Source organism: Gordonia amarae NBRC 15530 (genome assembly GCF_000241345.1).
In the GTDB taxonomy this organism is placed as follows: Bacteria; Actinomycetota; Actinomycetes; order Mycobacteriales; family Mycobacteriaceae; genus Gordonia; species Gordonia amarae.
The window spans coordinates 35,765-49,197 of the sequence record NZ_BAED01000003.1; the positions used below are offsets into that span (position 1 = coordinate 35,765).

The 13,433-nt window shown below is 68.1% G+C and carries 11 protein-coding genes; 9 read left to right on the forward strand and 2 right to left on the reverse strand.

Annotation, left to right across the window (positions count from 1 at the left end):
• The first annotated feature begins 119 nt into the window (after positions 1–119).
• The 4 genes from mptB to GOAMR_RS00430 are packed head-to-tail and all read left to right on the forward strand — an operon-like array spanning position 120 to position 4,832.
• Complete coding sequence (mptB, locus tag GOAMR_RS00415) at positions 120–1,967, forward strand: polyprenol phosphomannose-dependent alpha 1,6 mannosyltransferase MptB (RefSeq protein WP_005181122.1); 1,848 nt, start codon at positions 120–122, stop codon at positions 1,965–1,967.
• 5 nt (positions 1,968–1,972) lie between these two features.
• A complete protein-coding gene (locus tag GOAMR_RS00420) occupies positions 1,973–2,977 on the forward strand; it encodes an ABC transporter ATP-binding protein (protein WP_005181125.1) in 1,005 nt (334 codons plus the stop codon).
• On the forward strand, positions 2,974–3,801 hold the full coding sequence (locus GOAMR_RS00425; RefSeq protein WP_005181127.1) for an ABC transporter permease: 828 nt from the start codon (positions 2,974–2,976) through the stop codon (positions 3,799–3,801). The genes GOAMR_RS00420 and GOAMR_RS00425 overlap by 4 nt, the downstream gene beginning before the upstream one ends.
• On the forward strand, positions 3,798–4,832 hold the full coding sequence (locus GOAMR_RS00430; protein WP_005181138.1) for a COX15/CtaA family protein: 1,035 nt from the start codon (positions 3,798–3,800) through the stop codon (positions 4,830–4,832). The genes GOAMR_RS00425 and GOAMR_RS00430 overlap by 4 nt, the downstream gene beginning before the upstream one ends.
• A gap of 77 nt (positions 4,833–4,909) precedes the next feature.
• Here GOAMR_RS00430 and GOAMR_RS00435 read toward each other — a convergent pair whose 3' ends face one another.
• The gene (locus GOAMR_RS00435; protein WP_005181142.1) at positions 4,910–5,338 is read right to left on the reverse strand and encodes a hypothetical protein; all 429 of its coding nucleotides are present in this window, start codon (positions 5,336–5,338) and stop codon (positions 4,910–4,912) included.
• 36 nt (positions 5,339–5,374) lie between these two features.
• Between GOAMR_RS00435 and GOAMR_RS00440 the strand changes: the two genes are divergently transcribed.
• Positions 5,375–6,340 carry a quinone oxidoreductase family protein gene (locus GOAMR_RS00440; protein ID WP_040513937.1) on the forward strand — a complete coding sequence of 322 codons (966 nt, stop codon included), beginning with the start codon at positions 5,375–5,377 and terminating at the stop codon, positions 6,338–6,340.
• Positions 6,341–6,348: 8 nt separating this feature from the next.
• On the opposite strand, the gene GOAMR_RS00445 is transcribed toward GOAMR_RS00440, so the two are convergent.
• Complete coding sequence (locus GOAMR_RS00445; RefSeq protein WP_040513939.1) at positions 6,349–7,317, reverse strand: heme o synthase; 969 nt, start codon at positions 7,315–7,317, stop codon at positions 6,349–6,351.
• 379 nt (positions 7,318–7,696) lie between these two features.
• Here GOAMR_RS00445 and tkt point away from each other — a divergent pair, with 379 nt between their 5' ends.
• The 4 genes from tkt to GOAMR_RS00465 are packed head-to-tail and all read left to right on the forward strand — an operon-like array spanning position 7,697 to position 13,430.
• Entirely contained in the window at positions 7,697–9,799 is a 2,103-nt protein-coding gene (gene tkt / locus GOAMR_RS00450; protein WP_005181148.1) for a transketolase, read from the forward strand.
• A gap of 25 nt (positions 9,800–9,824) precedes the next feature.
• Positions 9,825–10,940: a transaldolase gene (gene tal, locus GOAMR_RS00455; protein ID WP_005181151.1), complete on the forward strand. Its 1,116-nt coding sequence runs from the start codon at positions 9,825–9,827 to the stop codon at positions 10,938–10,940.
• A 6-nt stretch (positions 10,941–10,946) separates the two neighbouring features.
• Positions 10,947–12,500 carry a glucose-6-phosphate dehydrogenase gene (zwf, locus tag GOAMR_RS00460; RefSeq protein ID WP_005181155.1) on the forward strand — a complete coding sequence of 518 codons (1,554 nt, stop codon included), beginning with the start codon at positions 10,947–10,949 and terminating at the stop codon, positions 12,498–12,500.
• Positions 12,501–12,509: 9 nt separating this feature from the next.
• Complete coding sequence (locus tag GOAMR_RS00465; RefSeq protein WP_005181157.1) at positions 12,510–13,430, forward strand: glucose-6-phosphate dehydrogenase assembly protein OpcA; 921 nt, start codon at positions 12,510–12,512, stop codon at positions 13,428–13,430.
• Positions 13,431–13,433 lie beyond the last annotated feature (3 nt).

The window sequence follows — 13,433 nt, forward strand, 5'->3', positions numbered from 1 at the left end:
TAACGTCGCCCACGGTTTTCACAACACAAGTGTGTCGTAATTGATTCCCATCTGCCAGCAAGGGTGGCCTTACCCAGCCGGTCCCAGGATTTCCGATAAGGGCAACTAGAGTTCTCGCTGTGCACGCGACGCAGCCCCCGGAGCAGACGCCGCCCAGGCCGCGAGCCGGGCGGCGCGTCGCCGACTATCTGGGGCTGAGCCGCGAACGGCGGGAACCCGACGCCGACACCATCGGCGACTACGGCAAGGCCGTGGCCAGGCTTCACGACGACGAGCGCGAGGTCGGGCCGCTCAATCCGCGGGAGAATCAGCTCCTGGGCCGGATCAAGATCTTCGGCGCCACCGGGTCCATCCTGCTGCTCATCGGATCGCTCGGCACCGGCCAGATCCCGGTACTGCAGAACCCCGTCGCGGGCACCCGCGTGCTGTCACTCCCGTCCCGGATGTGGAGTACGTCACTGACGCTCACCGTCGCCGGGACCATCATGCTGGTGCTCGCCTGGCTGCTGATCGGACGCTTCGCCGTCGGCAGGCTCAGCGTCGAGGTCCTCACCGGACGCAGCCCCGCGCGGCGGATGACCCGCAGACAGGCCGATCGCACCCTGCTGCTGTGGAGCATTCCGCTGGTCGTGGCACCGCCCATCATCAGCAAGGACGTCTACTCCTACCTCGCCCAGAGCGCCATCGCGCACCGGGGCATGGACCCGTACGTCGTCAGCCCGCTCCGCGGTCTGGGCGTCGATCATGTGCTCACCCGGTCGGTGCCCAACCTGTGGCGCGACACCCCCGCGCCGTACGGGCCGCTGTTCCTGTGGATCGGTGAGGGCATTACCGCGATCACCGGCAACAACATCACCGCCGCCGTGTTCCTGCACCGGCTGGTCGCCCTGCTCGGCATCGCGCTGATCGTGTGGGCACTGCCCCGGCTCGCCCGCCGATGCGGCGTGTCGAGCGTCGCCGCGATCTGGCTCGGTGCGATGAATCCGCTGGTGATCATCCACCTCGTCGGCGGCATCCATAACGAGGCGCTGATGCTCGGGCTGATGCTCGTCGGGCTGGAACTCGGTTTCCGGGCGATCTACGGCACCGCCCGATTACGCCGCCCCGGCACCTGGCTGCCCAGTCCGGCCGGCTGGCTGCTCATCGCCGGCGGAGCCATCATCGCCGCCTCGTGCATGGTGAAGATCACATCGCTGCTCGCGATGGGTTTCCTCGGCCTGGCGCTGGCCCAGCGGTGGGGCGCCACCCTGCCCGCCCTCCGGCACGCGCCCGTCAGCCAATGGTGGCGGCGTTCGCGACGGTCGGTGATCGCGATCACGCTGTCAGCGGGTTTCCACGTCGCCGTGCTGGCAGCGGTGATGGCCGTGATCGGGCTGATCACCGGCCTCGGCTTCGGCTGGATCCACACCGTCACCACGGGCGGTGTGGTGCGGTCCTGGATGTCGCTGCCCACCTCGGTGTCGGTGCTCACCGGAAACATCGGGAAATCGCTAGGACTCGGCGATCACACCCAGACCATCCTCGACACCGCCCGGCCGTTGGCGCAGGGCGTGGCGGGTGTATTCATTCTGCGGTGGATGCTGGCCACCCTCAGCGGACGGATCCATCCGCTCGGCGCGCTCGGTGTGTCGATGGCCACGTTCATCGCGTTCTTCCCGTTCGTGCAGCCGTGGTACCTGCTGTGGGCGGTGATCCCGCTCGCCGCGTGGGCCACCGGTCCGTGGTTCCGGCTGCTCACGATCCTCGTCAGTGCCCTGATCGGGGTGGTCGCGCTGCCGACGGGTGCCAATACCGGCGCGGTGTTCATCGCCTCGGGTGTGCTGGCGGGTGTCATCGTCGTCGGCGTGCTCACCGCGATCTTCTTCGAGAACGTCGATATCCCCCGTCGCTTCGCTCGCCCCGGCCATCCGACCTCCGCGGCGGGGCCGGCTTTTTGTTCCCGGACGACGCAACGAGGAATAGGCTGACAGCCGTGCGTTCCACGACCGCCCGCTCGGGCGCCACCACCGGCGATCGGTCGCCCGACCGTCGGCAGCAGGCACCGGCGGGTCCCGTCGGGGAGCATGCGTTGACCGTCACCGGACTGGTCAAGCACTGGGGGTCCACAGCGGCCGTCGACGGTCTCGATCTCACCGTCCCGCACGGATCTGTCGTGGCCCTGCTCGGCCCCAACGGCGCCGGCAAGACCACCACCGTGGAGATCTGCGAAGGCTTCCGGCGACCCGACCAGGGACAGGTCCGGGTACTCGGTCTCGACCCGGTCGCCGACAGCGACGCCCTGCGTTCCCGGATCGGCGTGATGCTGCAGGGCGGCGGCGCCTACACCGGTGCGCGCGCCGAGGAGATGCTCCGGCTGTGCGCCTCCTACTACGTCGACCCCATCGACCCGCGGTGGCTGCTCGACGTGCTCGGACTGCGCGATGCGGCCCGCACCTCGGTGCGGCGGCTGTCCGGCGGCCAGCAGCAACGCCTGGCCCTCGGTTGCGCCATCGTCGGCCGCCCCGAACTCGTCTTCCTCGACGAACCGACCGCCGGCCTCGACGCCCACGCGCGGATCATGGTGTGGGAGTTGATCGACCGGCTCCGCGCCGACGGTGTGTCGGTGCTCCTGACCACCCACATGATGGACGAGGCCGAGGAACTGTCCGACCGCGTGGTGATCATCGATCACGGACGCAAGGTCGCCGAGGGCAGTCCCGCGGATCTGACCCGCAAGGGCGCCGAGAACGAACTGCGCTTCACCGCACCCCGCGGCCTGGACCTGAGCCTGCTCGAACTGGCCTTGCCCGAGGGCTACACCAGCTCCGAACCGTCGCCCGGCAGCTACCTCGTGGTGGGTCCGATGACGCCGCAGGTGCTCGCCACGGTCACCGCCTGGTGTGCCCGCATCAATGTCCTGGCCACCGATCTGCGCGTGGAGAGCCGCAGCCTCGAAGACGTGTTCCTCGGGCTCACCGGAAAAGGATTGCGCGGATGAGCATCTCTGACATCGGCACGCCCGGTTCCACAGACGGCGCCGCCAACAGGTTCCCCGCCGGGGCGTTCACCCCGTCACCGCGGCCCGCGCCGATCGGCAAGATCCTGACCGCACAGGCCCGGCTCGAACTCAAACTGCTGCTGCGCAACGGCGAGCAGTTGCTGCTGACCATGTTCATCCCGATCACCGTGCTGATCGGCCTGTGCCTGCTCCCCATCGACGCCGGGCTCGGCGCCGGAGTCAGCGAACGTGCCGACTCCGTGGTCCCCGCGATCATGACGATGGCCATCATGTCGACCGCCTTCACCGGCCAGGCCATCGCGGTCGGTTTCGACCGCCGCTACGGCGCCCTCAAACGCCTCGGTGCCACCCCTATACCCCGGTGGGGCATCATCGCGGGCAAATCCATGGCTGTCGCGATCGTCGTCGCACTGCAGGCGGTGATCATCGCCGCGATCGGTCTCGCCCTCGGCTGGCGTCCGGACATCGCCGGACTCGCCCTCGGTGCGGTGGTCATCGCGCTGGGCACCGTGACCTTCGCCGCGCTGGGACTGTTGCTCGGCGGCACCCTCAAGGCCGAGATCGTGCTGGCGCTCGCCAATCTCCTGTGGTTTGTGCTGATCGGAATCGGCAGCCTCACCATCGTCGACTCGGGTGTGCCCGACGCGGTTCGCTGGGCAGCCCGCTGCGTTCCGTCGGGTGCGCTGACCGAAGCTCTCACCCAGGCGACGTCCGGGAGTTTCGACGTATTCGGGATCTGTGTATTGCTGGTCTGGGCGGCCGTCGCCGGCGCCCTTGCCGTGAGGTGGTTCAAGTTCGAATGAGTTCAGTAACAGCCCACAACTCACCCGCCACGGACGCCCGGGCGGACTCGGCACCCGCCGGACCTCCCGCCGGCAGGCCGTCGATTCTCGACAGGGTTCCCGGCTTCGCCCACCCGACCGACCGGTTCGTCTTCGGCTGGGCGATCGCACTGCTGGTGGCCAACATCGGGATCGTCGCCACCGGCGGCGCGGTCCGGCTGACCAAGTCCGGACTCGGCTGCCCGACCTGGCCGCGCTGCACCGCCGAATCGGTGGTCCCGCACGCCGAACTCGGTATCCACGGCGTCATCGAGTTCGGCAACCGGATGCTCACCTGGGTACTCACGGTGATCGCGATCGCCACGGTCGTCGCGATCTGGCGCCGCAGGCCTGTCGAACGGTTCAACCGCCGGCTGTCGGTGCTCCTTGGTCTTGGTATCCCGTTCCAAGGTGTGATCGGCGGCATCACGGTGCTCACCGATCTCAACCCGTGGGTGGTGGCCCTGCACTTCCTGCTGTCGATGGCGCTGGTCTCGGGCGCGGCGTGGCTGGTCTACCGGCTGCGCTACCCGCGGGGAAGCTCCGATACGCCCGGCTCCGCCGGCCTGGTCGCCCGGCTGGGCCGGGATCTGTCCTGGCTGATCTACGTGACAACCTGGGCGGCGACCTATCTGGGCACCGTGGTGACCGGTTCCGGACCGCACGCCGGTGACGAGAACGCGCCCCGTAACGGGCTCGATCCGGCCAACGCCACCCAGTTGCACGCTGACGCCGTGTTCATCCTGCTCGGCGCCACTGTCGCGCTCGTCATCGGTGCCCGGGCCGCGAAGCTGGGCCAGTACCGCACGTCGGTCATGTTCCTGGGGCTGTTGTTGTTGCAGGGTCTCATCGGGGCGATCCAGTACGCGACCGATCTGCCGATCGCCCTGGTGATCGCGCACATGACCGGGAGCGCCTTACTCGTCGCGGGAGCCACCTGGCTGGTCATCTCGTTCTCACGCAGCAACGACGACTCGGCTGCCGAGAACGTCAGCGAGCAAGCCGCGCGCTGACGCCGGCCACCCCAACGGCATGCGAATGGCCGCATCCCCACGCCGGGGATGCGGCCATTCGAGTGAATACGATGCGGTCAGCCGAGGCCGGGGTCGCGAAGCCTGGGCTTGACGATCGCGGTGTTGCGCGCCTTGGGGAACCGCTTCTGGTTGGCGACCCAGCCGGCCATCTTCGCGTAGTGCCCCTTCTTCGGGGTCACCGTGGAGATGAGTTCCCGGTCCCATTCTTCGGCCACCTCCAGGCCGTTCACCGCGTCGACGACGGCCTTGGCGGTGGCCACGTCGGCCACCACACGGTCACCGAGGATGCCGCCCGCCTCACCGACGAGGGTGATCCGGACACCGGCGGCGCCGATCGGCTGCAGCACGGCCTTGGCCGATCCGCCCTCCCGCGCCACGAAACCGCGCACGGCGACGAGAACATCCTTGGGTACGGTCAACTTCGGCGTGGCCTGCTGAGGGGCTTCGGTATCGGTTGAGGGCGCGTCAGTCATGCGGGCCAGCATACCGGCCACCCTCACGGGACCGTGTACAACAGTGGCATGCGTGCGATACAGGTCACGGCCCACGGCGGTCCCGACGTTCTGTCCCTCACCACCGTCGACGATCCGGTGACCGCCGCGGACGAGGTGCTGGTGCGCACCGGCGCCGCGGGCGTGAACTTCATCGACACCTACCTGCGCCGCGGCATGTATCCGTCCGCGCCTCCCTACATCCCGGGCTCGGAGATCGCCGGCACCGTGGTGGCAGTCGGCTCGTCGGTCACCGATCGGTCCGTGGGCGACCGGGTGGCCACCGTGAACGCCCCCGGCGGCTACGCCGAACTGGTGGCCGTGCCCGCCGGCCGCACCGTCGTGCTGCCCGACGCGGTGACCGACGACGTCGCCGGCTCCTCGATGCTGCGCGGCCTGACCGCCCACTACCTCCTCGACGGCAGCGCGCATCCCGCGGCGGGCGACACGGTGCTCGTGCACGCCGGTGCGGGCGGTGTCGGGCTGATCCTCACCCAGCTCGCCAAGCTCCGTGGGCTGCGGGTCATCACCACGGTCTCCTCCGACGACAAGGAGGTGTTGTCGCGGGAGGCCGGGGCCGATCACGTGCTGCGCTACAGCGACGACCTGACCGCGCAGGTCCGTGACCTGACCGCGGGCGATGGCGTGACGGTGGTCTACGACGGGGTCGGCGCCGACACTTTCGAGCAGTCCCTGACCTCCACGGCGGTCCGCGGCACCGTGGTCCTCTACGGCGCCGCGAGCGGACCGGTGCCCCCGTTCGATCTGCAGCGGCTCAACGGGCTGGGTTCACTGTCGGTGACACGCCCGACGCTGGCGCACTTCATCGCCCGCCCCGACGAACTGTCGTGGCGTGCCGGTGAGCTGTTCGGGGCTGTCGCCGACGGGGATGTCAAGGTTCGGGTGGGCCAGAGCTACGCCCTCGCGGATGCGGCACAGGCCCATCGCGATCTGGAGGCCCGCATCACCACGGGCAGCACGGTCCTGATCCCCTGACGTTTGAATCAAATAAGGTCGGCGATCGTCTTCATGTTGACGACGGCGTCGATGGCCAGACCGCAGAACAGGATGGCCAGGTATTCGTTGGACTGCAGGAACACCTTGAGCGGGGCGACCTCGGCACCCGCTCGGGTCTCGCTGTAGAGCTTGTGCACCCGGCTCAGGAACCATCCGCCGCCGAGGACGGACACCGCGAGGTAGATCCAGCTTGTCGCCGGGATCAACACCAGCGAGGTGATGACGGTGGCCCAGGTGTAGAACAGCATCTGCCTGGTGACGCGTTCCTCGGTCGCGATGACCGGGAGCATCGGCACGCCCGCCGCCTTGTAGTCCTCCTTGTAGCGCATCGCGAGCGCCCAGGTGTGCGGCGGTGTCCAGAAGAAGATCACCAGGAACAGCACGATCGGTTCCCAGCTCAGTGAGCCGGTGACCGCGGCCCAGCCCACCAGGGTGGGCATACAGCCGGCGGCGCCGCCCCAGACCACGTTCTGCCAGGTGCGGCGTTTGAGGATCATCGTGTAGACGCCGACGTAGAACGCGATGGTCGCGAGGACCAGCAACGCGCTGAGCAGGTTGGCGGCCGTCCACAGCACCGCGAACGAGGCAACGCCGAGCACGATCCCGAAGATCAGCGCGGCCCGCGTCGACACGGCATGCCGGGCGATCGGCCTGCGCGCAGTTCGCTTCATCTTCTGGTCGATGTCCGCGTCGGCGACCATGTTCAGCGTGTTGGCGCTGCCGGCTCCGAGCCAGCCGCCGATCAGCGTGAACGCGATCAGCGCGAGGTCGACCTCACCACGGTCTGCCTGCAGCATGACCGGGATGGTCGCCACCAGCAGTAGCTCGATCACCCGGGGTTTGGTGAGCGCGATGTAGGCGAGAACCGTGTCGCGCACTCGCCGCGGCACCGACGGCCGGGCCGAGCCCTGCGGTACCGAGGTATCTCGGGGGGCGGCGGAGGACGATCCGCTCACGTGTTCCCCAATCCTCACTGGCACTCCTCGTCTGCCGGCGGACACCGATGTCCTGCTTCGGCATTCCACTGGACGGCGTTTGCATCTCTGACGACCCACGGGCGGGCCTTCGCCTCGGCCGACTACTACAGGGAATGGTAGACGGTGGGCCGGTGAATCAAGGAATCGCCTCGGCCACTGGACGCCCGAGCCGTCGATTCTGTGACCGGGATCAAGAGGAATTGGTCACGTTGCCGAAGCTACCGGCGAGTTAGGCCCCGTGACCGAACCGCCGCGGGGCCCGGCGTTTAGTCTGGAAAGCAGCAAGTGCCCGCAAATCCTCGTAACTGCCCGCAGCAGATCAGCACAGCAGCCCATCATCAACAGGAGACACCGCATCGTGGCCAGCACCTCAAACAGTCCCGCCGTCATCACCGACGAGATCCGCGCGCTGACCGTCGCCTCTCATCCGGCTGACTGGACCGACGTCGACACCCGGGCCGTCGACACCGCCCGGCTGCTGGCCGCCGACGCGGTGCAGAAGTGCGGCAGCGGGCATCCGGGCACGGCGATGAGCCTGGCGCCGCTCGCCTACACCCTGTTCCAGCGGACGATGCGGCACGATCCGGCCGACCCGGAGTGGGTGGGCCGTGACCGCTTCGTGCTGTCCTGCGGCCACTCGAGCCTGACCCTGTACATCCAGCTGTACCTGGCCGGTTTCGGTCTCGAACTGTCCGACCTCGAAGCGCTGCGCACCTGGGGTTCGCTGACCCCCGGCCACCCCGAGTACCGGCACACCAACGGTGTGGAGATCACCACCGGCCCGCTCGGCCAGGGTCTGGCGTCGGCGGTGGGCATGAGCATGGCATCCCGCTACGAGCGCGGCCTGTTCGACCCGGAGGCCGCCCCCGGCACCAGCCCGTTCGACCATTTCATCTACGTGATCGCCTCCGACGGTGACATCGAGGAGGGCGTGACCTCCGAGGCCAGTTCGCTCGCCGGTACACAGCAGCTCGGCAATCTGATCGTCTTCTACGACCAGAACCAGATCTCCATCGAGGACGACACCGACATCGCCCTGTCCGAGGACGTCGCCAAGCGCTACGAGGCCTACGGCTGGCATGTGCAGACCGTCGACGGCGGTGAGAACGTCGCCGGCATCGAGGCGGCAATCGAGGCGGCCAGGGCCGTCACCGACAAGCCGTCGATCATCTGCCTCAAGACAGTGATCGCCTTCCCCGCCCCCACCAAGATGAACACCGGTGCCTCGCACGGTTCGGCACTGGGCTCCGACGAGGTGGCCGCCACCAAGGAAATCCTCGGCTTCGACCCGGAGAAGTCCTTCGAGGTGTCCGACGAGGTCATCGGCCACACCCGTGCACTGCTGGAGCGCGGCGCCGCCGCCAAGGCCGAGTGGACCACCGCGTTCAATGCCTGGGCCGCCGCGAACACCGACGCCAAGGCGCTGTTCGACCGGCTGCATGCCGGTGAGCTGCCCGCGGGGTGGACCGATGCGCTGCCCACCTGGGAGCCCGGCGACAAGGCCGTGGCCACGCGTTCGGCCTCCGGCAAGGTGCTCTCGGCGCTCGGCCCGGTGCTGCCCGAACTGTGGGGCGGCTCGGCCGACCTCGCCGGCTCCAACAACACCACCATCGACGGCGCCGCGTCGTTCGGCCCGGCGTCGATCTCCACATCGACCTGGACCGCAGACCCTTACGGCCGCACCCTGCACTTCGGCATCCGCGAGCACGCTATGGGCTCGATCCTGTCGGGCATCGTCCTGCACGGCCCGACCCGCGCCTACGGCGGCACATTCCTGCAGTTCGCCGACTACATGCGCCCGGCTGTGCGCCTGGCCGCACTGATGGAGATCGCCCCGGTCTACGTGTGGACGCACGACTCGATCGGCCTCGGCGAGGACGGGCCGACCCACCAGCCGATCGAGCACCTGGCCGCGCTGCGCGCCATCCCGCACCTGGACGTGGTGCGCCCGGCCGACGCCAACGAGACCGCCTACGCCTGGGCGCATATCCTGACCCGCCACAAGAACCCGGCAGGCCTGGCCCTGACGCGCCAGAACGTCGCGGTCCTGGAAGGCACGTCCGCCGAAGGTGTGGCCGCCGGCGGTTACGTGCTCAGCGACGCCGAGGGCGAGGCCCAGGTGGTGCTGATCGCGACCGGTTCCGAGGTCGAGTTGGCTGTCGCCGCGCAGGAGACCCTCAAGGGCAAGGGCATCGCCGCCCGCGTCGTGTCGATGCCCAGCATCGAATGGTTCGACGAGCAGACCCAGGAGTACCGGGATTCGGTGCTTCCGCCGGCCACCCCGCGCGTGGTGGTCGAGGCCGGCATCGCGATGCCGTGGTTCCGGTTCGTGCCGTCCGCCGACCAGATCGTCTCCCTCGAGCACTACGGCGCGTCGGCCGGGTACAAGGTGCTCTACGAGGAGTTCGGTATCACCGCTGAGGCCGTCGTCGCCGCCGCGGAACGCGCAGTCGCCAAGTAATCACACGAAATCAGGGAGAACCGCCGTGACCCAGAATGAGAAGCTCGCAGAACTGTCCGCCGCCGGGGTATCGGTGTGGCTCGATGACCTCTCGCGTGACCTGATCTCCTCGGGTGACCTGGCTGCCCTCATCGACACCAAGTCGGTGACCGGGGTGACCACCAACCCGTCGATCTTCCAGGCCGCGCTGTCCAAAGGCACCAGCTACGACGCCCAGGTCAGTGAGCTGGCCGCGCGCGGCGCCGACGTGGACGCCACCATCCGCACCGTCACCACCGACGACGTCCGCAACGCCTGCGACGTGCTCGCCGGCGTGTACGAGGCCACCGACGGCGTCGACGGCCGGGTGTCGATCGAGGTCGATCCGCGTCTGGCGCACGACACCGACGCCACCGTGGCCCAGGCCATCGAACTGTGGAAGATCGTCGATCGGCCCAACCTGCTGATCAAGATCCCCGCGACCGTCGCCGGTCTGCCCGCGATCAGCAAGGTGATCGCCGAGGGCATCAGCGTGAACGTGACGCTGATCTTCTCGGTGGAGCGCTACCTGGGCGTGATGGACGCCTACCTCGCCGGCCTGGAGGCCGCGGCCACCGCCGGACACGATCTGTCGAAGATCCATTCGGTGGCCTCGTTCTTCGTCTCCCGCGTCGACACCGAGGTGGACAAGCGCCTGGCCGCCATCGGCTCGCCCGAGGCGACCGAGTTGCAGGGCAAGGCGGCACTGGCCAATGCCCGGCTGGCATATGCCGCGTACGAGGACGTGTTCAGCGGCGACCGTTTCGACGCGCTCGTCGCCAAGGGCGGCCGGTCGCAGCGTCCGCTGTGGGCGTCGACGGGTGTGAAGAACCCCGACTACCCCGACACCCTGTACGTGAGCGAGCTGGTTGCCCCCAACACGGTGAACACGATGCCGGGCAAGACGATGGACGCCTTCGCCGACCACGGCTGGGTCAACACCTCCTCGATCATCGGTCTGGGCGGCGCCTCGCAGGAGGTCTTCGACAAGATCGCCGCCCTCGGTGTCGATTTCACCGACGTCTTCGAGGTGCTGGAAAGCGAGGGAGTGAGTAAGTTCGAGGACGCATGGAACGAGCTCCTCACCGCGACCGCAGAGCAGCTCACCGCAGCGAAAGGCTGAAACCTGGTGACATCCCGGAACCCGCAGCACGACGGCACCGACTGGACCAATCCGCTGCGCGATCCCCGGGACAAGAGGTTGGCCCGGATCGCCGGTCCCTGCAGTCTGATCATCTTCGGGGTCACCGGCGATCTCGCGCGTAAGAAACTGATGCCCGCGGTGTACGACCTGGCCAACCGCGGGCTCCTGCCCCCGTCGTTCGCACTCGTCGGGTTCGCCCGGCGCGACTGGGATCACGAGGACTTCGCCAAGATCGTCCACGACGCCGTCCGCGATCACGCGCGCACCGGCTTCCGTGAAGAGGTGTGGGAACGCCTGAGCGAGGGTTTCCGGTTCGTGCAGGGCGCCTTCGACGACGACGATGCCTTCGACCGGCTCAAGGACACCCTGGCCCGCCTTGACACCGAACGCGGCACCGACGGTAATCACGCCTTCTACCTGTCGATCCCGCCGAAGGCCTTCCCGACCGTCCTCGAGCAGCTGCACCGGGTGGGGCTTGCCGCCGGCGACGACGAGCATTGGCGCCGGGTGGTCATCGAGAAGCCGTTCGGCCACGACCTGCAGTCGGCGAAAGAACTGAACGCCATCGTCAACCGGGTCTTCCCCGAGTCGTCGGTGTTCCGGATCGACCACTATCTGGGCAAGGAGACGGTCCAGAACATCCTGGCGCTGCGGTTCGCCAATCAGTTGTTCGATCCGCTGTGGAGTTCGCACTACATCGATCATGTGCAGATCACCATGGCCGAGGACATCGGCCTCGGCGGCCGGGCCGGCTACTACGACGGTATCGGTGCCGCCCGGGATGTGATCCAGAACCATCTGCTGCAGTTGATGGCGCTGGTGGCGATGGAGGAGCCGATCTCGTTCGAGCCGAAGCAGTTGCAGGCCGAGAAGATCAAAGTCCTTGCCGCCACCCGCAACATCGAACCGCTCGCGGAGAACTCGGCGCGGGGCCAGTACGGTCCCGGCTGGCAGGGCAGCGACAAGGTTCCCGGCCTCATCGACGAGGACGGTTTCGCCGCCGACTCGATCACCGAGACGTACGCGGCCATCGCGCTCGAAGTGGATTCGCGCCGCTGGGCCGGTGTGCCATTTTACTTGCGGACCGGAAAACGCCTGGGCCGCAGGGTCACCGAGATCGCCCTGGTGTTCAAGCGGGCCCCTCACCTGCCGTTCGACAAGACCATGACCGAGGAACTGAGCCAGAACGCGCTGGTGATCCGGGTGCAACCGGATGAGGGCATCACGCTGCGGTTCGGGTCCAAGGTGCCCGCTTCCAGCATGGAGGTCCGCGACGTGAACATGGACTTCAGCTACGGCACCGCCTTCACCGAGGCCTCCCCGGAGGCGTACGAACGGCTGATCCTCGACGTGCTGCTCGGCGAGCCGTCGCTGTTCCCGGTGAACGAGGAAGTCGAATTGTCGTGGCAGATCCTCGATCCCGTACTCGACCACTGGGCCGCCGACGGTAAGCCGGATACCTACGAGTCCGGTACGTGGGGTCCGGCATCGGCCGAGGAGATGATGACCCGTACCGGTCGCAGCTGGCGCCGGCCGTAAGGAGTAACGATGATCGTCGATCTTCCGGACACCTCCACCAGCGCGGTGGCCAAACGGATCGTGGAGGTCCGCGAGTCCGGCGGCGCCATCAGCCTGGGCCGCGTGCTGACGCTGGTGGTGGTCGCCGAACGCAACGAACCCACCGAGGGCGCAATCTCGGCGGCGATCGATGCCAGCCGTGAGCATCCGAGCCGGGTGATCGCGGTGTCGCGGGGCGACGAGAACGATCCGACCCGTCTCGACGCACAGATCCGGGTCGGTGGTGACGCCGGTGCCTCCGAGGTGGTGGTCCTGACATTGCACGGCGAGCTGGCAGCACACCCGCATTCGGTGGTCATTCCGTTCCTGCTGCCGGACACTCCGGTCGTCACGTGGTGGCCGGGCACCGCTCCGGAGCACCCGGCGGCCGACCCGATGGGCAAACTCGGCAAGCGCCGTATCCTCGACGCCACCAAGGACCCCGACGGCGGCACGGTGCTCGCGCGCCGCCTGTCGAGCTACTCCGACGGTGATTCGGACATCGCCTGGACGCAGATCACCCCGTGGCGGGGCATTCTGGCCTCGGCTGTCGATCGGCCCCCGCATGAGCCGATCACCGCGGTCGAGGTGAGCGGGCCCACCAACTCCCCTGCCATCGACCTGCTGGCAGGGTGGCTGCGGGCGGCGCTGCGGGTTCCCACGCACCGCAGCATCGGCAGTTTCGAGGTCCGTCTGCACCGGGAGGGCGGGCCGACGGTGCTGGCCATCGACGAGAACAGCAATGCCGTGCTGACCGCCCCCGGTAAACCCGACGGCCGGATTGCGTTGATCCGGCGGAACCTGCCGATGTGTCTGGCCGAGGAACTGCGTAGGCTCGACGCCGACGAGATCTACGAGATGGCACTTGCCGGTGCCGCCGAGGTGGAGACAGTGGAAAGGGTTTCGGCGTGATCG

What these genes read in the sequence shown, in the direction of transcription:
- GOAMR_RS00425 (WP_005181127.1), top strand. Translation starts at nt 2,974, where the DNA reads ATGAGCATCTCTGACATCGGCACGCCCGGTTCCACAGACGGCGCCGCC.
- GOAMR_RS00430 (WP_005181138.1), top strand. Translation starts at nt 3,798, where the DNA reads ATGAGTTCAGTAACAGCCCACAACTCACCCGCCACGGACGCCCGGGCG.
- GOAMR_RS00435 (WP_005181142.1), bottom strand. Translation starts at nt 5,338, where the DNA reads ATGCTGGCCCGCATGACTGACGCGCCCTCAACCGATACCGAAGCCCCT.
- GOAMR_RS00440 (WP_040513937.1), top strand. Translation starts at nt 5,375, where the DNA reads ATGCGTGCGATACAGGTCACGGCCCACGGCGGTCCCGACGTTCTGTCC.
- GOAMR_RS00465 (WP_005181157.1), top strand. Translation starts at nt 12,510, where the DNA reads ATGATCGTCGATCTTCCGGACACCTCCACCAGCGCGGTGGCCAAACGG.